Annotated in this window: 19 protein-coding genes; 6 read left to right on the forward strand and 13 right to left on the reverse strand. The window is 63.7% G+C overall.

Annotated features, from left to right (window positions below):
* Positions 1–4 precede the first annotated feature (4 nt).
* From traF to U5817_RS13600, 3 genes are read left to right on the forward strand one after another with little or no spacing between them, the layout of a single operon-like run.
* Positions 5–850 (forward strand): conjugal transfer protein TraF, encoded by an 846-nt coding sequence (traF, locus tag U5817_RS13590; RefSeq protein WP_407277688.1) that lies wholly within the window; start codon positions 5–7, stop codon positions 848–850.
* 12 nt (positions 851–862) lie between these two features.
* Entirely contained in the window at positions 863–2,323 is a 1,461-nt protein-coding gene (locus tag U5817_RS13595; RefSeq protein ID WP_407277689.1) for a conjugal transfer protein TraH, read from the forward strand.
* Positions 2,324–2,356: 33 nt separating this feature from the next.
* Positions 2,357–5,134: a conjugal transfer protein TraG N-terminal domain-containing protein gene (locus U5817_RS13600; RefSeq protein WP_407277690.1), complete on the forward strand. Its 2,778-nt coding sequence runs from the start codon at positions 2,357–2,359 to the stop codon at positions 5,132–5,134.
* Here U5817_RS13600 and U5817_RS13605 read toward each other — a convergent pair whose 3' ends face one another.
* The 7 genes from U5817_RS13605 to guaB form a co-directional block, all read right to left on the reverse strand.
* Positions 5,135–5,455, reverse strand: a complete 321-nt coding sequence (locus U5817_RS13605; protein WP_407277691.1) for a hypothetical protein — start codon at positions 5,453–5,455, stop codon at positions 5,135–5,137.
* Positions 5,456–5,471: 16 nt separating this feature from the next.
* Positions 5,472–5,630, reverse strand: a complete 159-nt coding sequence (locus tag U5817_RS13610) for a hypothetical protein (protein WP_407277692.1) — start codon at positions 5,628–5,630, stop codon at positions 5,472–5,474.
* A 5-nt stretch (positions 5,631–5,635) separates the two neighbouring features.
* Positions 5,636–6,706: a nucleotidyl transferase AbiEii/AbiGii toxin family protein gene (locus U5817_RS13615; protein WP_407277693.1), complete on the reverse strand. Its 1,071-nt coding sequence runs from the start codon at positions 6,704–6,706 to the stop codon at positions 5,636–5,638.
* Positions 6,703–7,422: a DUF6088 family protein gene (locus U5817_RS13620; protein ID WP_407277694.1), complete on the reverse strand. Its 720-nt coding sequence runs from the start codon at positions 7,420–7,422 to the stop codon at positions 6,703–6,705. The genes U5817_RS13615 and U5817_RS13620 overlap by 4 nt, the downstream gene beginning before the upstream one ends.
* A 239-nt stretch (positions 7,423–7,661) precedes the next feature.
* Positions 7,662–8,942, reverse strand: a complete 1,281-nt coding sequence (locus U5817_RS13625; RefSeq protein WP_407277695.1) for a tyrosine-type recombinase/integrase — start codon at positions 8,940–8,942, stop codon at positions 7,662–7,664.
* Positions 8,943–9,162: 220 nt separating this feature from the next.
* The gene (guaA, locus tag U5817_RS13630) at positions 9,163–10,728 is read right to left on the reverse strand and encodes a glutamine-hydrolyzing GMP synthase (protein ID WP_169127494.1); all 1,566 of its coding nucleotides are present in this window, start codon (positions 10,726–10,728) and stop codon (positions 9,163–9,165) included.
* 69 nt (positions 10,729–10,797) lie between these two features.
* The gene (gene guaB / locus U5817_RS13635; RefSeq protein ID WP_169127496.1) at positions 10,798–12,258 is read right to left on the reverse strand and encodes an IMP dehydrogenase; all 1,461 of its coding nucleotides are present in this window, start codon (positions 12,256–12,258) and stop codon (positions 10,798–10,800) included.
* Positions 12,259–12,341: 83 nt separating this feature from the next.
* On the opposite strand from guaB, the gene U5817_RS13640 reads away from it, so the two are divergent.
* The gene (locus U5817_RS13640; protein ID WP_407277696.1) at positions 12,342–12,890 is read left to right on the forward strand and encodes a DUF4124 domain-containing protein; all 549 of its coding nucleotides are present in this window, start codon (positions 12,342–12,344) and stop codon (positions 12,888–12,890) included.
* 39 nt (positions 12,891–12,929) lie between these two features.
* Here U5817_RS13640 and U5817_RS13645 read toward each other — a convergent pair whose 3' ends face one another.
* Together U5817_RS13645 and U5817_RS13650 are read right to left on the reverse strand one after the other, a co-directional pair.
* Complete coding sequence (locus U5817_RS13645; RefSeq protein WP_169127500.1) at positions 12,930–13,250, reverse strand: RnfH family protein; 321 nt, start codon at positions 13,248–13,250, stop codon at positions 12,930–12,932.
* Between the two features lie 2 nt (positions 13,251–13,252).
* The gene (locus tag U5817_RS13650; protein ID WP_169127502.1) at positions 13,253–13,690 is read right to left on the reverse strand and encodes a type II toxin-antitoxin system RatA family toxin; all 438 of its coding nucleotides are present in this window, start codon (positions 13,688–13,690) and stop codon (positions 13,253–13,255) included.
* 114 nt (positions 13,691–13,804) lie between these two features.
* On the opposite strand from U5817_RS13650, the gene smpB reads away from it, so the two are divergent.
* A complete protein-coding gene (gene smpB, locus U5817_RS13655; protein ID WP_169127511.1) occupies positions 13,805–14,251 on the forward strand; it encodes an SsrA-binding protein SmpB in 447 nt (148 codons plus the stop codon).
* A gap of 16 nt (positions 14,252–14,267) precedes the next feature.
* Here smpB and U5817_RS13660 read toward each other — a convergent pair whose 3' ends face one another.
* The 4 genes from U5817_RS13660 to U5817_RS13675 form a co-directional block, all read right to left on the reverse strand.
* Positions 14,268–15,827 (reverse strand): protein adenylyltransferase SelO, encoded by a 1,560-nt coding sequence (locus U5817_RS13660; protein WP_407277697.1) that lies wholly within the window; start codon positions 15,825–15,827, stop codon positions 14,268–14,270.
* Between the two features lie 82 nt (positions 15,828–15,909).
* Complete coding sequence (locus U5817_RS13665; RefSeq protein ID WP_407277698.1) at positions 15,910–17,325, reverse strand: ABC transporter permease; 1,416 nt, start codon at positions 17,323–17,325, stop codon at positions 15,910–15,912.
* 3 nt (positions 17,326–17,328) lie between these two features.
* On the reverse strand, positions 17,329–18,306 hold the full coding sequence (locus U5817_RS13670; RefSeq protein ID WP_407277699.1) for an ABC transporter permease: 978 nt from the start codon (positions 18,304–18,306) through the stop codon (positions 17,329–17,331).
* Complete coding sequence (locus tag U5817_RS13675) at positions 18,306–20,477, reverse strand: ABC transporter substrate-binding protein (protein WP_407281070.1); 2,172 nt, start codon at positions 20,475–20,477, stop codon at positions 18,306–18,308. Before U5817_RS13675 ends, U5817_RS13670 begins: the two co-directional genes overlap by 1 nt.
* A 128-nt stretch (positions 20,478–20,605) precedes the next feature.
* On the opposite strand from U5817_RS13675, the gene fabI reads away from it, so the two are divergent.
* Positions 20,606–21,397: an enoyl-ACP reductase FabI gene (gene fabI / locus U5817_RS13680; RefSeq protein ID WP_169127521.1), complete on the forward strand. Its 792-nt coding sequence runs from the start codon at positions 20,606–20,608 to the stop codon at positions 21,395–21,397.
* Positions 21,398–21,409: the final 12 nt, after the last annotated feature.

The following is a 21,409-nucleotide window of genomic DNA, read 5'->3' on the forward strand; positions in this document are numbered from 1 at the left end:
CGGCATGAAACGTTCCGCGTTTCGCACGTCCGTCCGCTTGCCGCTGGCGCTGGCCTTGCTGCTGGGTGCCGGCGTGGCGTCGGCCCAGGATACCGCTGCGCGCTACTGGTCTGACAGTTGGCGCGGCTGGCATTTCTATGAGGATCCACCGGCCGCCGAACATGAACGCCCGACGTTGTCGGAGCAGGCCGTGTCCTCGGCCCCGGCCTCGAGAGCCGCGGAACTGGTCGAGTTCGAACGTCTGCAGAAAACCCTGGAGGACACCCGCAACATCGCCATCATGCGGCCGACCGAGGCAAACGTGCGGCGCTACATGGAACTCGAGTCCCAGGTTGTCGCGCGTGCCTCCTATTTCGCCGACGTCGCCCAGCGGGTGGTCTGGGCGACGCCCGAGCTCGATCCGACCCTGCAGGGCCGGCCGGTCAACGCCAAGGCGCTGGAGGTGTTCGAGCAGACCCGGCAGGCCGGGCGTTCGCGCGCGATCGCGGACCTGGGCAAGGACCATGTGCTGTTCTTTTTCTATCGCTCGGACTGCCCCTACTGCCATGCCTTCGCGCCGATTCTGGCCGCCTTTCAGGCGCGCCATGGCATCCAGGTCGTTGCCGTCGGCATGGACGGCGGTTCGATGCCGGGCTTCCCCGAGGCGCGCCCGGACAACGGCATCGCCACTACCCTGAAGGTCACCCAGGTGCCCGCCGTCTTCCTGGCCCAACCCTTCACCGGAAGGATCACGCCCATCGGCTTCGGCGTGCTCTCCGAATCCCAGTTGCTGGAGCGTCTCGCCATCGTCTCGACTCCGCAGGGCGAGGCGATGCTGCCCAGCGCGACGCGGCAGATCGACCTTCGATAGGAGTCCACCAACATGCCGACCCTGCCACGCCCGACGGTCCCCTACCTCACGCGCCGGACGGCCGCGTTCGCGCTGGCCGCCCTGCTGCTCGCCACATCCGCCCCCCTGCACGCCGGCGACCTCAACGCGGAGGTCAACGACATGTTCAACAACCTCGGCGCCATCGGCAATTACACCGCGCCCGGCGCCTTCCGCGGCCAGACCTTCAACACCTATACCGGCGGCAACCTGATGATGCGTTCGCCCAACAAGGTTTATCAGCTCGCGGCCATCCAGTTCCCCAGCGCCAAGGCGGGCTGCGGCGGCATCGACGTCTTCGGCGGCAGCTTCAGCCACATCTCGGCCGAGGAATTCAAGAACATGCTGAGGAACATCACCGCCGCCCTGCCCGGCATTGCCTTCCAGTTGGCGCTCGAAGCGGTCTCGCCGCTGCTGGGTGGCCTCACCAAATGGGCCAAGGGCCTGGAGACCTGGATCAACAATGCCCGCATCAACTCGTGCGAAACCGCCAAGGCCATCGTCAGCACCGCCGCCGAGTCGCTCGGCTACAGCTCGCAGGAAACCTGCGCCGACCTCGCCATCGAGATGGGTCTGGAGAGCGACCGCGATGCGGCGCGCCGGCGCTGCGCCACCGACCGGCCCAGCATCCTGTCCTCGGCGCGGGCCTCCAACGATCCGAACGTGAAGAACAAGGCCCCCTTCGTCGGCAACCTCACGTGGAAGGCGCTGCAGTACACCGGTTCCAATCTCGACGATCAGGAGCGCGAGCTGATCATGAGCATGGTCGGCACGATCATCTACTACCCGGAGGAATCGTCCCGTGACCCCGAGCCGATCGCGCCGACGCTCACGTCGATCAGCCAGTTGCTCTACGGCCAGAGCGCAGCGAGCGGCACGGATGTCATCCAGCACATCCTGAAGTGCAACGACTATACCAACTGCGACGTGGTCAGCCTGAACACCACCTACACCCACACGCCCTTCACGGCCAAGGTCGAGAACATGATGCGCTCCATCGCGGAGAAGATCGCCTCGCGCACCGCCATCCCCAACAACTCGGCCGAGGTCGGCTTCGTGAACCAGACCACCGAACCGGTCTACAAGATGCTGTCCATCGGCACCAGCATCCCGGGGTCGGGGCTGTCCGACAGCCTCATCGCCCAGTACCGCGACGTCATCGCCGCCGACTACGCCTACGTCTTCCTCGAACGCAACCTGCGGCTGGGCATGGCCGCCCTGGACAAGAACTACACGCTGCAGCAGACGCAACGCGAGCAGGCCAACCAGGTCCGCCAGCGCGCCCAGGCGATGCTCCTGCAAATCTCGCAGGAGAAGAACCTGCTGTACCAGAAGGTGGGTTCCTTCCGGGCGGTGGCCAGCCACCTGGAACAGCTCGAACGCCAGCTGCGTTCCAGCATGCCGCAGCACGTCATGGACATGCTCGGCCAGCAGGCCGCCTATCTGTCGCAGTAGCGCCGACGGGATCGCGCGAGGAGAAGGACGGCCATGTGGGAGATCTACGCCTACCAGAATGCCGACAGCCTGTTCGGCGTCTTCAACGCGGCAGCGGCCATCCACGCGTCGGGCGACTACGCGGCGGCGGTGGCGGCCGTGGCCTTCTGCGGCTTCGTCGCGGCGCTCATCGCCTACGCCTTCGCCCCCGAAAAATTGCAGGGCTGGAAGTGGCTGGCCACCGTAGTGCTGGTCTTCTCGGTGCTGATCGTGCCCAAGGTCACCGTCGGCATCGTGGACAAGACGGGCGGCTCCGCCGTTAAGGTGGTCGACAACGTGCCCTTCGGCGTGGCCTTGCTGGGTAGCCTCACGAGCACCATCGGCCACACGCTGACCGGGCTCTTCGAGACGGCGTTCCAGGTCATTCCCGGCATCGGCGCGCTTCCGGCCGAACTCGCCTACCAGCAGAACGGACTGATGTTCGGTAACCGCCTGATCCGCGAGACCGGCAACGTGGTGTTCCAGGACCCGGCGTTCCGCACCGACCTCATCAACTTCATCCACAACTGCACGACCTTCGACCTCATCGACGGCACCCTCAATCCGGCCGCATTCTCCACGTCGGACGATGTCTGGCCGCTGATGGCCTCGCCCAACCCTGCGCGCTTCAGCACTCTCACCAGCGCGGGCGGCAGTGTCGGCGTCGATACCTGCCCCAACGTCTATCAGAGCCTCAACGGGCGACTGCCGGCCCAGATCACTCGTATCGAGGGGCGACTCGCCTTCAAGCTCAACCCGACCTTGCCGGGCGCGGCCGCGGCGGCGGCCATCGCCGGCCAGATCCAGCAGGCCTATCTCAAGAACAGCATCGCTACCGCCGCCGCCACGGCCGCCGATCTCATCCGGCAGAACGCCATGCTCAATGCGATCGACGACACCAGCAAGATTGTCGGCCAGAAGGTGAACGACCCGGCGGCCATGGTGCTGGCGGTCGGCCGCGCCCAAGCCGTGGCCCAGCAGAACGCGACCTGGCTCAACTTCGGCAAGGTGGCCGAGCAGGCCCTGCCGGTGTTCCGCAACGTGGTCGAGGCGGTGACCTACGCGATGTTTCCGTTCTTCGTCCTGCTCCTCCTGCTCACCAGCGGCCGCGAGACCATGATCGCCTTCAAGGGCTACGCGGCAGTGCTGATCTGGATCCAGTTGTGGCCACCGCTCTACGCCATCCTCAACTACATGGCCTCGATCTACGCCGCCTACGATCTGGCGGCCGCGGCGGACCTCGGGACCGGCACCAAGGCGCTGGCCCTACAGACCGCCTCGACGATCTATTCGCGTGCGATCTCGGGCGAAGCCGTCGTCGGCTACATGGCGATAAGTATCCCCTTCATCGCCTGGGCGGCCTTGAAGCGCATGGAGAATTTTGGGACGGCGCTGGTCGGCGGCCTGTCGGGCCTGCAGGCGATGATCTCGGGGGGCACCTCGGCCGCGACCGTCGGCAACGTCTCCATGGGGAACGTGGGGATGGACCAGATACACCTGGCGCCCAACCGCACCTCGGCCTTCATGCACAGCTGGCAAAACGACCTGAGCGGGAACACCTTCTCGTCGAATGTGCTGACCGGGCGAACCGCCGTCAGCCTGCTGCGCAACCAAGGCTTTGCGTCGCGGATGGTCTCGATGCGTGTGTCCGAGCAGGACGTGGTGCAGGCCAGTCGGCAAGCCGATGCCGCGCGCGGCGAGGCAATCTCCGCAAATACCGAGCGATCGGCGGCGCTCACCGAGACTTTTACACAAGGCCTGGCAAAACTGCGATCCCTACGCAGCAGCAGCGGCACGGTCTCAAGCAGCTTCGAGCAGATGGGCGAAACACTCAACCGGCTGGATCAGATCTCGAAAAACGTGGCGGACAGCACGGGCTTGACCCAGAGCCAAGTGGCGCAGATCGCCTTCGGTGCTGCTGGCCACCTGGGGTTCAATACCCCCGTAGCGGGCGCGGAACTTCAGGCCCGCGCCGGGAAGAACTACATGTCGGGTCTATCGGCTGCCCAGCAGAAGGTGGTCAACAGCCTCACACAAGAGCAGATTGCGGAGTTCAAGCAGTTTGGCGATCGGGTGTCGCGCGATTCGAGCCTCATCAACAGTTTCGCCAAGGACTCCCGCGAGGCCCAGGAAATGTCGTCGCGGCTCGCCAGCGCCGTGTCTCGAGCCGAGCGGACCGATGCCACTTTCGCCGAAAGAACGGCCTTTGCGGAGCGTCTCTCGCTGGCCAGGGACCGCGGAGAGTCCCTTTCCATCGATATCGCCCAGGACCCGCACAACCTGGAGATGTTCCTGCGCTACGCCGAGCAGTATGGCGGCGACAGCGCCTCGGCGCTCTCCATGTTTGAGGCAGAACTCGCTCGCCAAGGCCTCCGGCCAAACCGGGTGTTTTCCGATGGCACGGCTCTACCCACTTCGTTCGACGACGTGCGCGTCCTGCACGACCGGCATGCCTCGGACCCGACCCTGTCGCCCGATCTCTCGGCCTCGGATCAACAGCACCGCGCGACAGTTGCGCGCTCTAACCGACCCACGCCGAGCGCTCACTCGGACACGAGCCCGCCTTCGCTGCGAAACGACGTACAGACTGAGGGCAAGGCCATCAGGAATGAAACCGCTTCGGCCAGATCCACCTTTGACCGAAAGGCAGAGATCGTCGATACCGCAGATGGCACCTTGGCCACCAAGAAATCCCTGCTCAAGCAATCGGGCAAGCAGGTAGTCGATGATGGCGCAGCATCGATCGACAATGCGAAGGAAGTGGTTAAAGATCTGCTTCGAAAGGACGAGTGATCAATCGGCCATTCCGCCAGTTCCGCCGAACTGTTTGCTGTCCGCGGATGTCGGCTTCATGAATTGCGGATGGCCCTCGTCGCGCCAGTAGTTGTCCATGATGTCTTCGGAGGTGGTACCGAGCCCACGGAGGGCGTCGTCCCGACGAGGCGTCGGGCGGCCACCTTGACCGATTCTGGACAGGGCCGCCCCAGCGATTGCACCGACAAGGCCGCCAAGCCCCATCATGAACACTTTGAGTGCCCACGTCTCGCCCAGCGACGACAACAAGCCAATGGCCGCCCCGGTTATAACGAATCCGATGACAACGAGTTTTCTCATTTCGGCCTCCTGGCTTTCAGCCTACATCGGACAGTGCAGGCTTCAAGCCCACGAACACTACCCCATTCGCATTTCCACCGCCAAGGGCTTCCAAGCCCGCCCAGACGGGGGGTGAAATCACCTGCTCGGTTCGCGCCCGCGGCCCATTTTCCCGGTCGCTGAAGTAGTCGTTCACGAAGCTCATTCCTTCGGCACGAGCGGTGCGGCGACCGCTGTCCCATTGACGATCTGTTCGAAGCGTTCGACGCTGGCAAGTACCGCGTCAAGCTGTGGAACTTCGCCGAAGACCATGCCGGCCATCGCTGCGTAGTCTTTGGCGAGCGCTTCACGCATCGCCGGACTGGGCATGAGCGTGAATGTACCGGGTTGGGCAGCATCCAGCCCCAGGTCGGCACTGCCGAAGAACAGCCTTGCGTGCTGGGCGCAATCGGCGGCAAGCGCATGATCGGCCTGCCACTTGGACGATGCCGATGCCTGCATCAGGCGGTGCACATCGTAGTAGTGGCGCGAGACGCGTTGTCCGCCGTGCCGCAGTTCGCCGCGGCGGTCGTGCCACTGCCGCAGGCCGTGCAGGATGATGACCTTGTCCCAGAAAGTGCGCTCTGGCTTCACGGTGGTGACGTTACCCACCGCCAGATCCAACTCGGGCAGATCTTGTGCGACGTACGGTACGACCGAAGCTGCGATGTGCGGGTCCAGCGCCGACTTCGCACCGGATTCGATCTTGACGGCTGAGCGGATGTAGCTGTCGGCCGTGGGGGTGACGGCGGGATACCAGAACAGCAGGCTCTGGCCGTCTTGGTCGTCTGGGTCGAGTTCCAACCGGAAACGCCCCTGCGGGATGACGGCCGCGGCGACCTGAGCAAATTGGTCCGTCAAAGGCCCGGCGATGTACGCCTGGCAAGCTGAGCGGATGGATTCGAGACGCGCACGACGTTTCTTTCCGCTCAAGGCTTCTAGTTCCGCCACGTCCGCCGCTTGCCCCAAGTCGTCACGGAAGACCGTGATGTCAACGTCCTCGGAAAAGCGGGAGATCAGGCCGAACGCCTTGGATAGGGAAGTGCCCCCTTTGAACAGCAGCCGAGGCCCGCCTGCCGCCAAGCCGTTGAACAATACGTCCAGGGTCCAGCAAACCCAGAAATCCTTTTCGACGTTCTGGACCGCCGTGCCGAGACGGGCGGCAGCGCCCAGAAACAGATCGAGCCGGTCCGCGTCGGCGGCGGTGATCACCTCACGGAAGGATGGGGTCACCCGGCCCTCCCTGCGCTTCCGAAGGAACCGGGACTCGCCGATCGCTTCACGCTGCTTCGCGGTTGCGGACTCTTGGCCACGGTGGCCAGCGGGTCGCATCCGGGCAGCTCACGGATCAGGCTTTGCATCCACGCTGGCAAAGTATTGAACCCGTCAAGCAGATCCTGGCGGAGTGCCGTGCCATGGGTCGGATCGGCCAGCAGTTGGCCCAGTCGGCTCAGGATGCGGTCGCGGTCGGAGATCAACGTATCTTTCAGCCAGTGCAGTGCTTGGACGACCCGCATGGCAGGACGACCGGCCCAGTAGAGACGACTGGGTGCGGTCTGCTTGAAGTCGATGGTCAGCTTGTCGAGTTTGATCGCCCGGCGGCGTGCATCGGTGTGGATGGTGACGCGGGCCGGGACGGCGTCCGTCAAGCCAAGATCGTTCGCCGCCGTCATGCCATCCACCAACAGACGCAGTTGGTCGCGCCGAGCAATGGCCTCGACGATTGCACGATAGTCCGGGGTGGTGGGACGCTGGGTCAGACGGTTGATAGTGGGTTTGTCGTACAACCCACGGTCGATACGACGCAGGTCGCCCGCCAGCACCATGCGCTGGAGCGTCTTGTCGATCGCATCACGGTTGCCGAGGTGTGCAAAGTCGGTCGGCACCCAGACATGGCCGGCACCGGCGGCGTTGATCTGCGAGGAGATGGCGGATTTGAGATCGGACATAGGGCACCCTGTCCGATATTTGTACAACTTTTTCGGACAACCGGCAAGAAGCAATGTCCGAAAATTGTAGATATATTTCGGACAACCGCAAGTAGTCGCCTCCCTGCCGGCCTTGGGCCTGATCCGGCGCGCCTTGCTACAGATGCTGCGCGCCAAGCAGCGAACCGACGCTTTCATGGCCATAGGTAGGCGTTACCCCAGCGGCAGACGGTCAAGGCGCCAGCTTGACACACGCATCGTTAAGCGATGCCGACGCCTCGTCGAATGGGCACCACATTGGCGCCATTCTTGATCCAACCATCCAGCATATCGGCCCAGGTTTGAAGCAACTCTCTTCGCTGTTCGGCGTACTCGGCCTTGTTGTAGATCGCACGCACGCCGCGCTGCTCATGAGCTAGGCACTTCTCGATCCAATCGCTGTTGAAGCCGGCCTCATGGAGCAATGTACTGGCCGTGCGACGCAAGTCATGCACGGTGAAGGGCTCGAAGTCTTCACCGCGGTCACGGATCAACTTCACGGTGACATCGATGACCCGGTTCAACGTAGCCGCGCTGATCGGCAGCTCCGTCTCGTAACGTCCGGGATGCAGATACGAACTGGCACTGAAACAGGTCTTGAAGGCGACCAGGATATCCAACGCCTGCTGGCTGAGATACACGTTGTGAGGGCGTCCCGCCTTCATGCGCTCCTTCGGGATCGTCCATATCGCTGTCTCGAAGTTCACCTCATCCCATGTCGCCTCGATGAATTCCGACTTGCGCACCAGCGTGAGCAGCATGAACTTGACCGCCAGACGCAGTGTGGACATGGTCGCAGTCTGGTCGAGCGCATTGAAAAATGTATGGATCTCGGCCGGTGACAGGGCCCTGTCTCGAGCTTTGAACGTGGCGATGGCGCTGGGTCGAATCGCCTCCGCTGGGTTTTCGATCTTCAGTCCGCGCGCCTGGATGAATCGAAAAACCTGCTGCACGATTTCGCGTGCTTGAACCGCTGGTGCTGCGGCCCCCCGTTCCTTGATTTTCTCGCACCTCGCCATAAGGCGCACCGGCGTGATTTCTTCCAACTTCAGCCGGCCAAACTCCTCCGCCAAGTTGCGGTCATAGACCGACTTTCGCATAGACCGGGTGGACTCAGCCAAGTCAGCTTCAGCGAAGTACTTTTCCGCCCACTTGCCAAACGTTAACGCGTCCGCAGCCTCGACTCGTTTTTCAACCTTGGTACGCGAAGGGCTCTCGCCTTGTTCCACAGATCGGTGCGCCCGCGCCAGCAGTAGTCGCGCCTCCGCCAGGCTCAAGGACATCCCGTAGTCCAGCTCCACCAGATCACGCGGCTTCTTGGCCCCGAGATTCGGATCGTACTGGCCTATCACCAGGGTTTCACGGCGACCATTCACCCGGTAATCAAACCGGAAACTGACCACTCCTGTCCGCGTGACAGCGACGTAGAGCCCCTGCTGATCAGCAACCTTGTAGATCTTTCCCGTGGGCTTCAGCGCCTTCAACTTCAAGTCAGTGAGCATCTCATCCCCCGAACCGATACCGTCAACTGATACCGTCAGGGCATTTGACGGTATCAACTTTGGTCGTTCAAGGCCGGCACTTCGATACCGTCACCAATACCGCCAATTTGGGCGCGCTTTAGTGAGGCGAGTTGAGACCAGATGAGACGCTAACCAATTGTCAGGGCTTGCTTTTCTCCGGAAAACCGGACGACATGGGACGACCTGACACGAAGATAATTTATTCCCACTCGATCGTTGCCGGCGGCTTCCCCGAGATGTCGTAGACCACGCGGTTGATGCCCCGCACTTCGTTGATGATGCGGTTCGACACCTTGCCGAGCAGGCTGTGCGGCAGCTCCGCCCAGTGCGCCGTCATGAAATCCTGCGTCTCCACGGCGCGCAGCGCAACCACGTACTCGTAGGTCCGGCCATCGCCCATCACGCCGACGCTCTTCACCGGCAGGAAGACCGCGAACGCCTGGCTGGTCTTGTCGTACCAGTCGGCCGCACGCAGCTCGTCGATGAAGATCGCATCGGCGCGGCGCAGCAGGTCGGCGAACTCCTTTTTCACCTCGCCCAGGATGCGCACGCCGAGCCCCGGGCCGGGGAAAGGATGGCGATATACCATGTCGTGCGGCAACCCCAAGGCGATTCCGAGTTCGCGCACCTCGTCCTTGAACAGTTCGCGCAGCGGCTCGAGCAGCTTCAGCTTGAGCGTCTCGGGCAGCCCACCGACGTTGTGGTGGCTCTTGATGGTGTGTGCCTTGCCCGTCTTGGAGCCGGCAGACTCGATCACGTCGGGATAGATCGTGCCCTGTGCCAGCCATTTCGCGTTGGGCAGCTTCTTCGCCTCGGCCTGGAAGACCTCGACGAACTCGCGACCGATGATCTTGCGCTTGGCTTCCGGATCGGAGACGCCCTTGAGATGCCCCATGAACTGCTCCGTCGCATCGACGTGGATGACTTTCACGCCGAGGCTGCGGGCGAAAGTCTGCATGACCTGCTCTGCTTCGTTCAGGCGCAGCAGGCCGTTGTCCACGAACACGCAGGTAAGCTGATCTCCGATCGCGCGATGCAGCAGCGCGGCGACGACGGACGAATCGACGCCGCCCGACAGGCCGAGGATGACCTCCTCGTTGCCCACCTGGGCGCGCACCCTTTCGATCGCCTCGTTGACGTAGTCCGGCATGTTCCAGTCGTGACCGCAGCCGCAGATCTCGTGCACGAAGCGGGCGATCATCTCCTTGCCCTTGATCGTGTGCGTGACCTCGGGGTGGAACTGCACCGCGTAGAACTTGCGCGTTTCGTCGGCCATCGCTGCGACCGGGCAGGACTCGGTGCTGGCGATCACCTTGAAGCCCGGCGGCAGTTCGGTGACCTTGTCCCCATGGCTCATCCATACGTCCAGGAGCCCGTGCCCTTCGTCGTTGGTACTGTCCTGAATGCCGCGGAACAGCTCGGAATGGCCGCGTGCTCGGATCTCGGCGTAGCCGAATTCGCGCTTGCCGGAACTCTCGACCTTGCCGCCGAGCTGCTGAGCCATGGTCTGCATGCCGTAACAGATCCCCAGCACGGGCACGCCGAGTTCGAACACGGCTTGCGGCGCCTTCCACTCCAGCGCCTCATACACCGAGTTCGGTCCGCCCGAGAGAATGACGCCGGCCGGTGCGAACTCGCGCACGAAATCATCGGAAACGTCGAAGGGATGGAGTTCGCAATACACCTGCTGCTCGCGCACGCGACGGGCGATGAGCTGGGTGACCTGGGAACCGAAATCGAGGATGAGGATTTTCTGGTGAGCCATGGCAACGGTCTCGGGCTACGAAAAAAGGAAAGGCGGCCCGGATGGGCCGCCTTCGGGGTCGGGATCGGATCAATCCACGTGGTAGTTGGGCGCTTCCTTCGTGATCTGCACGTCATGAACATGCGATTCGCGCACGCCCGCCGAGGTGATCTCCACGAACTCGGCCTTGCGGTGCATCTCTTCGATCGTGGCGCAGCCAAGGTAGCCCATCGACGCGCGCAGGCCGCCCACCAGCTGATGGATCACCGCCGTGACGGCTCCCTTGTAGGGGACACGGCCCTCGATGCCCTCGGGCACGAGCTTGTCGGCATTGCCGTCGGATTCCTGGAAGTAGCGGTCCGCTGCGCCCTGCTGCATCGCGCCGAGCGAGCCCATGCCGCGGTAGGACTTGTACGAACGGCCCTGATACAGCACTGTTTCGCCGGGAGCTTCCTCGGTGCCGGCGAAGAGGCCGCCCAGCATCACGACGTTCGCGCCTGCGGCGATCGCCTTGGAGATGTCGCCCGAGAAACGGATGCCGCCGTCCGCGATCAGCGGGATTCCGGTGCCTGCGAGGGCCGTCGCCACATTGTCGATGGCCGTCACCTGCGGCACGCCCACGCCCGCGACGATACGCGTCGTGCAGATCGAGCCCGGTCCGATGCCGACCTTGACCGCGTCGGCGCCGGCATCGGCCAGCGCGCGAGCCGCCGCACCGGTGGCGATGTTGCCGCCGATCACCTCGACATGCGGGAAATTCTTCTTTACCCAGCTCACGCGGTCCAGCACGCCTTGCGAGTGACCGTGTGCCGTATCGACGACGACGACGTCCACACCCGCCTCGACCAGCGCCTCGGCACGTTCTTCCGTACCGGCACCGACGCCGAGCGCTGCACCGACACGCAGTCGACCGAGGTCGTCCTTGGCGGCCAGCGGGTGTTCGGTGGACTTCATCATGTCCTTCACGGTGATCAGACCACGCAGTTCGCCGGCGTCGTTCAGCACCAGCACACGCTCCAGGCGGTGCTTGTGCATCAGGCGGCGGGCGTCCTCGAGGCTGTCGCCTTCCTTCACCGTGACCAGGCGATCGGACGGCGTCATGATCGCCGAAACAGGCTGATCGAGATTCGTCTCGAAGCGCACGTCGCGGTTGGTGACGATGCCGACCACGCGCTTGCCCTCGACGACAGGGAGGCCGGAGAACTTGTGCTGACGCGTCAGTGCGACGACATCGCGCACGCTCATCGTCGGCGGAATCGTGATCGGATCCTTGAGGACGCCCGATTCGAACCGCTTGACCTTCGCGACCATGCTGGCCTGCTGCTTGACCGGGAGGTTCTTGTGGATGATGCCGATGCCGCCTTCCTGTGCCAGCGCGATGGCCAGGCGGGACTCGGTCACCGTATCCATCGCGGCGGATACCAGCGGAATATTGATGTTGATGTTGCGCGTCAGCTGTGCCCGCAGGCTGACATCGCGGGGGAGAACCGTTGAGTGGGCGGGGATGAGAAGGACGTCATCGAACGTCAGCGCCTTCTGAATCACTCGCATGGCTTCTATCCTTTCGGCCAAATCCGTATTATACAGACGCCGCGCACTCATGGTAAGCGGCGCTTTTCAATGGAGCCCTTTCGATGCGTCGTCTTAGCCTGCTCGCACTGAGCCTGACCCTCGCTCTGCCCGCTACCGCACAGGTGTATCAGTGGCGCGACGCGCAGGGGCGCATCAACTATTCGGATACGCCACCCCCGACCGGCGCGGCGAAGACGGTCAAGCCGAGCAGCCGCCCCAAAGCGGCTGCGGCCGATGAGTCCGTGCCGGATGAATCCGGCGAGGGGGTGTCGCAGAATCCGGCGGCGGACGGCGCTGCGGGCGAAGCGGGCAAGCAGGCCAAGGAAAAGGCCGATCCGTCCAAACCCAAGACCATGGCAGAAAAGGAAGCCGAGTTCCGTCAGCGCAAGGTGGCCGCGGCCGAGGCCGAAGCGAAGGCGGAAAAGGATCGCCAGAGGGCTGCGGAAGTCGCGCGCTACTGCGACCAGGCGCGCAGCCAGATCGCCGGACTGAAGAACAGCCGCCGCGTCTCGCGCTTCAACAGCGAAGGCCAGCGCGAGCTGATGGACGATACGGCACGCACGGCCGAGATCGAGCGTTCGCAGCGCTACATCGACGAGAACTGCAAGTAAGCGCCGCGCCCGGATGCGTCCGGGAGGCGCCCATGGCCCTTACTCCTCGGCCGGGCCGCCACCCTTTTTCATTACCTTGCCTTCCTCGGCGCGCTTCTTTCGCACCGCTTTCGGATCCGCGATGAGCGGCCGGTAGATTTCCACCCGATCGCGGTCGCGCAGCGCCGTATCCAGGCGCGTGAGTTTGGCGAACACGCCGACCTTGTTGCGGCCGTCGAGCTCGATGTCGGGGTGCTTCACGAGGATTCCGGACGCTTCGATCGCATCGCGCACCGTCGCCCCTTCGGCGACGCGGACCTTGATCAGCTCCTGCTTGGAAGGCAGTGCGTAGGAAACTTCGACGTCGATGAATGCGGCCATTGTCATCCCTTCGGGTGCACCTGCTGCGCGCGCTTGATGAACGATTCCACGAAGGTGTTCGCGATGTGGCTGAACACCGGGCCGAGCACCTTCTCGAGCAGCTTGCTGGAAAACTGGTAGTGCAGGTTGAATTCGACCTTGCACGCGGTATCGCCGAGGGCGGTGAAGCGCCACAGGCCGTCCAGATGCGTGAACGGGCCTTCGCGCAGCCCGATCTTCATCTCCCGTGGATATTCCTTCGCGTTCTCGGTCGTGAAATTCGCCTTGATGCCGTGATAGCTGATGTGCAGCGTCGCAACCGTCCTGCTGTCGGTGCGTTCCTGCACCTCCGCGCCTCCGCACCACGGGAGGAATTGCGGATAGTCTTCGCAGCGGTCGACGAGCTCGAACATCTGCGCGGGAGTGAACTCGATCAGAACCTGCTTTCTGACTTCTGCCATGTGCGTGTGGGACCGGCGCTTAGCCGAACTGCTAAAATGCGCGATTCTACCGCAACGCACCGCCAACGGCCGCTTCCCGAGAAGCGACCGCGCGGCACAGGATCCCGGAACCCCATGAGCATCATCGACAATCGCAAGGCCTATCATGACTACTTCATCGAAGAGAAGTACGAGGCCGGGCTCGTGCTCGAAGGCTGGGAAGTCAAGGCGATCCGGGCAGGCCGCGCGAACATCAAGGAAGCCTACGTGATCATCCGCAACGGGGAGATCTTCATCCTCGGCATGCACATCACGGCGCTCCCCGCTGCGTCATCGCACATCAAACCGGACCCGGTGCGCACGCGCAAGCTGCTTCTCCACGGCAACGAGATCTCCAAGCTCATCGGCAAGGTCGAACGCGCGGGCTACGCGCTCGTGCCGCTCGACCTGCACTACACCAAGGGCCGCATCAAGGCGCTCATCGGCCTGGCGAAGGGCAAGAAGCAGTACGACAAGCGCGAGGACGCCAAGCAGCGCGACTGGGAGCGCGACAAGGCGCGCCTGATGAAGGTCAAAGTCTGACGCGACGGCCAACGGCCTACGAGCTGCAGGAAAGCATCGAGCAGCCCGCGCGGTTGCGCGCCCAGTCCGGGCGGCGCGCCGCGAAACGCTCGCGACCGGGCTGTTCGTCGTAGGGGCGGCGCATCACGTCGAGCAACTCGGACACGAGGGAATCGTCGCCCTGCTCCGCCGCGTCGATCGCTTCCTGTGCCAGGTAGTTGCGCAGCACGAAGCGCGGGTTGACCGCGTTCATGCGTGCCTGCCGCAACTCGGCGGGCAATCCCTCGGCGCGCAGCCGCGCGGTGTAGCGCCCCAGCCACGCTGCGAACGCCGCCTCGTGTTCGCGGCGCTTGTCATCCGAATAGAAGGCTTCAACCAGCGGTTCCATCGTCGGCGCCTCCGGATCGATGCGGGCAAGTTCGCGGAACAGTATCGTCATGTCGACTTCTGCCGCAGTCATGAGCTCGTGCAGGGTTTCGACGAGCTCGTCGTCCTCGTCACGCAGCGCCTCGAAGCCCAGCTTCGCGGCCAACATGCGACGGCTTTCCGTTTCGTACACGGTCGCGTAGCGTGACAGGGCGTCCTGCAGCGGCTCGACGGCACCGAAGGCGGGATACAGCGCGTTTGCCAGCTGGAGCAGGTTCCATTGCGCGACGTGGGGCTGGTTGCCGAAGCGGTATCGGCGCCCCTGCGCATCGGTGGTGTTCGGTGTCCATGCCGGGTCGAAATTGTCGATCCACCCGTAGGGCCCGTAGTCGATCGTCAGCCCGAGGATCGACATGTTATCGGTGTTCATCACGCCATGCACGAACCCCACTCGCATCCAGTGGGCGACGAGCCGCGCAGTGCGCTCGCACACCGAGTGGAACCATGCCACCCGGCGCGCCGCCGTGTTGCCCGTGATCTCGGGAAAATCGCGTGCAATCGTGAAGTCGATCAATTGTTGCAGCACGTCCTGATCGCCGCGTGCGGTAAATATCTCGAAATTCCCGAAGCGGATGAACGAGGGGGCAACGCGGCAGACGACCGCTCCCGGCTCCGCCTGTGGACGTCCGTCGTAGAACATGTCACGGATCACGGCCTCGCCCGTGGCAACGATGCTCAGGGCACGCGTGGTGGGGATGCCCAGGTGGTGCATCGCCTCGCTGCACAGGAACTCGCGGATCGATGAACGCAGCACCGCACGTCCGTCCGCGCGGCGCGAGTATGGCGTCGGCCCGGCTCCCTTCAGCTGGAGCTCCCATCGCTCCCCGTCCGGATTGACGGTTTCTCCGAGCGTGATCGCACGCCCGTCACCCAGCTGCCCCGCCCAGTTGCCGAACTGGTGGCCGCCGTAGCATGCGGCGTAGGGCTCCATTCCGGGAAGGAGGGCGTTCCCGGCGAAGACCTGGGCAAACTCCGGTGAGCGAATGTCTGCCTCGTCGAATCCGACCAGCCGCGCAACCTCGGGTGACCACGCAACCAGGCGCGGGGCGGTGACCGGCGTCGGCATCACGCGCGAATAGCAGGCGCCATGCACCTGACGGACATGTAGCGACTCTTCGGGATCGCCCGGCAGTTCGCGCACGAAGCGATTGTCGAAAACGAGTTTTTTCATTGTGCGGTGATGATTGGGGTTGGGGCTGCCCATCTGAGACGGCCGTCACGGCGCTTTGGTTCGCGGGCGCTGTCCCCCGCGTTCAGGACCCGCGGGGGTCGAAGGCATCGCGCACGACGTCGGCGAACAGGTTAGCCGACAGCACGAGCACGAACATGAAGGCGAAGGCGGCCATCAGCGACCACCACACCATGGGTTCGCGGGCGAGCTCCGCGCGCGCCATGTTGATCATCGTACCGAAGCTTATCGTGGTCGGATCCACGCCGATCCCGACATAGGAAAGAACCGCTTCGGCCAGCACGAGACCGGAAAAATCCATCACCAGGGCGATCAGCACGATGTGCATCACGTTGGGCAGCACGTGGCGTCGCAGGATGGCGGGCGTGCCGACCCCGAAGGCCCGGGCCGCCTGGACGTATTCGAGCTCGCGCAGCTTCAGCGTCTCGCCGCGCAGCAGCCGGCACAAGCCCGTCCAGCTCGTGATGCCGAGGATCAGGCACAAGGCCAGTAGGCGTGCGTCGGCACGCTCGGCGGCAGTCGAAAACCATTGCGGGTGGGTGTCGATCACCACCTGCATCATCAGCACCGCCGCGGCGATCAGCAGCACGCCGGGAATGGCATTGAGCACCGTATAGACGTACTGGATCACATCGTCGACCCAACCGCCGAGATACCCCGCCATGATGCCCAGTGCGACCGCGAACGGCAGCATCACGAGGGTCGTCAGCGTCCCGATGATCAGTGCGGTGCGTACGCTCTTGAGCGACAGGTACAGCACATCCTGCCCGACCTTGTCGGTGCCGAAGACGTGGTAATACGGCGCAAGCTTGATCGCGAGAATCGACACGACCAGGACGCAGCCGAGCGTCACCAGTGCCGATCGCCACGCCAATACCGTTTCGCCTCGCCACACGGCACGTGCAGCTTCGCGCATCCCGTTTCCGCGCCGGCGGGCAAGAGTCACGATAAGGATCGCCACCACCGTGATCCAGAGCTCCAACGCACCTGCAACGCCGGTTGCGAGCCGTTTTGCGAGATCCGCATCGCGCTTTGCGGTGTCCTCACCGAGATGGGCCCCGCCCCACGCCAGTCGCGGGTAGATTCGCGCCTGCCCGCCTCCCGGCAGCTCAACCGTCTCGCGCGCATACAGCTCGGTCGCGAACGGCGCCGAATAGGTCTTCTCGACGCGCGTGCGCAAGGGGGCGAGCAGCACGTCCAGGGCGCTCAGAACCTCCGACGAATAGGCGACCGGCGCATTCGCAGGCGCGCCCTCGGTCGTCGGCAGCTGCTGCCGGAAATGGAGGCTGTCGACGAGCCCGATCGCCAGGAAGGCGAGCAGTATCACCGCAGCAGCCATGCCGCTCGGCCGACTCCCGACCCTGCGCCACGCGGCACGCAGCGGCGCCTCCCTGCGAACATGGACGATCGTGACGACCCCTATCCCGAGCAGCAGGAAGAACAGCGCATCGGTCCACAGCAGAACAGGCAGGAATCCCATCGCCTACTCCAGCCTCACGCGCGGATCGACCAGCGTATAGGAAATGTCGGTCAGGATCAGGCCCACGATGTATAGCATCGAACCGATGAACACCATCGCCCGGACCACGGCGAAATCCTGCGCGTTGATCGCGTCGATGGTGTAGCTGCCCAGCCCCGGGATGCCGAAAAACGACTCCACCAGCAGGCTGCCCATGAACAGCAGCGGTATCACCACGACGACGCCGGTAAGGATCGGGATCATCGCGTTCTTCAGCACATGCCGGAACAGTACTACGCGCTCCGACAAGCCCTTCGCCCGCGCCGTCCGCACGTAGTCGCGCGAGATCTCCTCGAGGAAGATCGTCCGGTACCAGCGCGCATTCGACCCCACCCCGGCGATCACGCTGATCGCCACCGGCAGCACCAGGAAGCGCGTGGCGTCGAGACCCGGGGCGTAACCCGAGATCGGCACCAGTGCCCACAGTTTGGAAACGAGCCACTGTCCGCCGATGATGTAAAAAAGGCTCGAGATCGACATCATCGCCACACACAGCACGACGCCCCAGAAATCCAGATAGCTCGCGCGGAAGAACACCAGGATCAGCGCCAGCGAGACCGACGCGACCAGGCCCAGCACGAAGGTCGGCAAGGCCAGTGCGAGCGAGGGCCCCATGCGGTCGCGGATCTCCTGCGCGATGTCTCGTCCGTCGTCCGCGCGTCCGAAGTCGAAGCTGAACATCTTCAGCGACTTCTGAAAGAAGATCGTGTCCATGACCTGAGCACTCCCGTGCACCGCGCCATTGAAGAACAGCGGCCGATCGTATCCCCGCTCGGCTTTCCAGCGTTCGATGGCCTCCGGCGTCACGCGCTTCACGCCGAGCTGCATGCGCGCCATGTCGTCGGGGGAATTGACGACGAAGAACAACCCGAAGGTGACGAGATTGACGCCGATCAGGATAGGCAGCGCGTACAGCAGCCGGCGCAGCACGTAAGCGAACATCAGCGGCCGCCTCCCAATGCCGTCGCACGTTCGCGCCGTCGGTAATGGACGAAGGCCGGCGCGATCGCGGCAAGCGCGAGCAGGCCGACCACCACCAAGGGCCACACCACCGGCCGATTCCATTCCGCACGTGCGGCCGAGCGCCGCTCGAGGTCGATGCGCTGGTACTTCAGCGTATTGCGCACCATGCTCCCCGTCTTGCGATTCATCACCCAGCCGTGCTGCAGCGAGTACGCCTTCGGGTGGAAGCCGAAAATCCACGGCGCATCGTGCTGCAGAATCGCAACCATGCGATCGATGACCACCTGCCGCTCGGCACCGTCCGGCATGCTCTTCATCCTCTCGAACAAACGGTCGTACTCGGAATTCACATAGTTGGCCGCGTTCTGGCCCGACTCCTTCACCTTTGCCTGCGCACCGTGCAACAGGAAGAGCATGTTCTCCGGATCCGGATAGTCGGCGTTCCAGCCGAAGAAGAACAGCTGCGCGTTGCCCTCGCGGATCTTGTCCTGGAAGCGGTTATAGTCGGTCGCGCGCACCACGAACTGGACACCGAGTTCGCGGAACTGCTTGGCCAGCCAGTCGGAGCGCGACTTGTCGCCCAGGCCGCCCGGCGTCGTGTCCAGATTCAGGATCAGCGGCTCCCCGGTCTTCGCATCGCGCCCGTCGGGATAGCCCGCCTCGGTCAGCAGGCGGCGCGCCACCTCCTTGCTGCGCCGCACCGCGCGCCCGTCACGCCATTCGTATACCACCGGATTGATGCCCGCCTCACCGTCGCGTGCGCCGAAAATTCCCGGAGGAATCGGATGCATCGCCGTCACGCCGCGCCCATTCAGGAAGATCGACACGAACTCGTCCATGTCCAGCGCGACGGAGATCGCCTGGCGCAACTTGCGCGCCCGCGCCTGTCCCTCCTTATCGGCGCCCCCTCCGACCACGCTGTCGAGCATGTTGAAACCGAGGTAGAAGATCGAAGGCGACACCGACGTCAGCAACTCGATCCCTTGCGCGCGCATCTCGTCCGACAGCGACACCTCGCCGTGGCTCGTCATCGTCACCGCCTGATCGAAGTTGTCCGACGAAACCCCGGAAGCGTCGTAATAGCCCTGCAGGAACTTGTTCCAGTACGGAATGCCTTCCCGCTCGCGGGTGAACACGACCTTGTCGATGAAAGGCATAGACTTGCCGCAATCTGCGAGCAGGCCGGCTTCCCGATCGCCAGGTTCGCCCTCGCACGGGAAGCTCTCGCCGCGGAAGTTCGGATTCCGCGCAAGCACCATGCGCGCGTTCGGATTGTTCTCCGACAACATGTACGGCCCAGTCCCGATGGGCCACCAGTCGAGCGTCAGATTGCGCTCGGCCATGCCCGGCTGACCGTAGAAACGATCCGCCTCGGGCGGGACCGGCGCAAAAAACGGCATCGACAGCCAATACAGAAACTGCGGATAGGCGCCCTTCAGCGTGATCCGGTAGGTGTAGCGATCGACGATCTCGATGCCGGGGATGGCGTGACGTTCCAGATCGAGCGCATCCGAACTTCGCGATACCTCTTCGGCCAGCGTCTTCTGCAAGGTCTTGAGGCCCGGAAGATACTCGGCGATCAGCTCGAAAATCGGCGAGTGCAGGCGCGGATGTGCGAGCCGCTTGATCTGATGGACGAAATCGCCCGCCTCCAGCTCGCGCGTGCCGGTCTCGGCAAAGTCGGCGACGCTACGCACGCCCTCCAGGTCGGTCGCGGACAGGCTCGCATAGCGCAGAGCGCCGTCGGCCCCGCGGGCAAGCGCCGGGTGCGGCTGATACAGGATGCCCGGCCGGATCCGGATCTCATACACGCTCCTGGCAACCTGCGACGCAGGGGCGTTCTCCGGCAGCTCGCGCCCGGACTCGTCATAGCGCCGCACGAGCGGCATGGTCGCCGCGCTGCCCGGAACCAGCGTGTACGGCCGCTTCAGGTAGTGATACTGGAGCGGCGGCTCATAGATCTGATACAGGAAGGTCGCCTCATCTTCACTGTACGACTGCACCGGATCGAGGTGCTTGGGACGGTCCGTGAATGCCGAGTACATGATATTGCGTCCCTGCTCCGACGCCGGATAGGGGTCGTTCCACACCGGCCCGCAAGCAGCGAGCAAGGCGAAAAACACCAGCAGGAGCGGGAAACGGCGCAACATGGCGAGCGATTCTACCTGCAAGCCAGCGCGCTTCGTGCCACAAAGCGATGCGATCGAAATTGCGCACGTCGACCATCGGCGCCCATCAGCTATAATCCGCCGACCATCAAGAAGGAGCATTACCGAAAATGGGCTTTCTCGCCGGAAAACGCATTCTGATCACCGGACTGCTCAGCAATCGCTCGATTTCGTACGGCATCGCCAAAGCCATGCACCGTGAAGGCGCTGAACTCGCCTTCACGTACCAGAACGAACGCTTTCAGGACCGTGTAGCCAAGATGGCTGCCGAGTTCGGTTCGGACCTCATCTTCCCGTGCGACGTTCAGAACGACGAGGAAATCACGGCGCTGTTCGATCAACTGGCGCAGAAATGGGATGGCCTCGACGGCCTAGTCCATTCAATCGCCTTTGCGCCTGGCGACGCCCTGGAAGGCGACTTCCTTGAGGGCTTCTCGCGCGAAGCGTTCCGCATTTCCCAGGAAATCAGCGCCGGCAGCTTCCCGCTGCTCGCCAAGGCCGCACGTCCGATGATGAAGGGTCGCCGCGGCGCGCTGCTGACGATGTCCTACCTCGGAGCGGTGCGCACCATGCCCAACTACAACATCATGGGCCTGGCCAAGGCGAGCCTCGAGAGCGCAGTGCGCTATCTCGCCGTCTGCCTCGGCCCGGAAGGCACCCGTGTGAACGCGATCTCGGCTGGCCCGATCAAGACGCTGGCCGCGTCCGGCATCGGCAGCTTCAGCAAGCTGTTGTCGTTCAACGAGCACAACGCCCCGCTGCGCCGCAACGTCACCATCGAGGAAGTAGGCAACGCCGCAGCCTTCCTCTGTTCCGACCTTGCAAGCGGCATGACCGGCGAGATCATGTATGTCGATGGCGGTTTCAACACGACCGCGCTCGGCAACTCGGAACAGCCCTGAGCTAATCCCTCG

The organism is Aromatoleum evansii (genome assembly GCF_045689615.1).
Lineage (GTDB): Bacteria > Pseudomonadota > Gammaproteobacteria > Burkholderiales > Rhodocyclaceae > Aromatoleum > Aromatoleum evansii.

Excerpts from the sequence above, each read along its gene's own strand:
- U5817_RS13645 (WP_169127500.1), bottom strand. The coding sequence starts at position 13,250 with ATGGCCGCATTCATCGACGTCGAAGTTTCCTACGCACTGCCTTCCAAG.
- U5817_RS13675 (WP_407281070.1), bottom strand. The coding sequence starts at position 20,477 with ATGTTGCGCCGTTTCCCGCTCCTGCTGGTGTTTTTCGCCTTGCTCGCT.
- U5817_RS13650 (WP_169127502.1), bottom strand. The coding sequence starts at position 13,690 with ATGGCAGAAGTCAGAAAGCAGGTTCTGATCGAGTTCACTCCCGCGCAG.
- U5817_RS13605 (WP_407277691.1), bottom strand. The coding sequence starts at position 5,455 with ATGAGAAAACTCGTTGTCATCGGATTCGTTATAACCGGGGCGGCCATT.
- guaA (WP_169127494.1), bottom strand. The coding sequence starts at position 10,728 with ATGGCTCACCAGAAAATCCTCATCCTCGATTTCGGTTCCCAGGTCACC.
- U5817_RS13640 (WP_407277696.1), top strand. The coding sequence starts at position 12,342 with ATGCGTCGTCTTAGCCTGCTCGCACTGAGCCTGACCCTCGCTCTGCCC.
- U5817_RS13600 (WP_407277690.1), top strand. The coding sequence starts at position 2,357 with ATGTGGGAGATCTACGCCTACCAGAATGCCGACAGCCTGTTCGGCGTC.
- fabI (WP_169127521.1), top strand. The coding sequence starts at position 20,606 with ATGGGCTTTCTCGCCGGAAAACGCATTCTGATCACCGGACTGCTCAGC.
- guaB (WP_169127496.1), bottom strand. The coding sequence starts at position 12,258 with ATGCGAGTGATTCAGAAGGCGCTGACGTTCGATGACGTCCTTCTCATC.
- U5817_RS13660 (WP_407277697.1), bottom strand. The coding sequence starts at position 15,827 with ATGAAAAAACTCGTTTTCGACAATCGCTTCGTGCGCGAACTGCCGGGC.
- U5817_RS13620 (WP_407277694.1), bottom strand. The coding sequence starts at position 7,422 with ATGTCCGATCTCAAATCCGCCATCTCCTCGCAGATCAACGCCGCCGGT.
- U5817_RS13625 (WP_407277695.1), bottom strand. The coding sequence starts at position 8,942 with ATGCTCACTGACTTGAAGTTGAAGGCGCTGAAGCCCACGGGAAAGATC.
- U5817_RS13670 (WP_407277699.1), bottom strand. The coding sequence starts at position 18,306 with ATGTTCGCTTACGTGCTGCGCCGGCTGCTGTACGCGCTGCCTATCCTG.
- U5817_RS13665 (WP_407277698.1), bottom strand. The coding sequence starts at position 17,325 with ATGGGATTCCTGCCTGTTCTGCTGTGGACCGATGCGCTGTTCTTCCTG.
- smpB (WP_169127511.1), top strand. The coding sequence starts at position 13,805 with ATGAGCATCATCGACAATCGCAAGGCCTATCATGACTACTTCATCGAA.
- U5817_RS13595 (WP_407277689.1), top strand. The coding sequence starts at position 863 with ATGCCGACCCTGCCACGCCCGACGGTCCCCTACCTCACGCGCCGGACG.
- traF (WP_407277688.1), top strand. The coding sequence starts at position 5 with ATGAAACGTTCCGCGTTTCGCACGTCCGTCCGCTTGCCGCTGGCGCTG.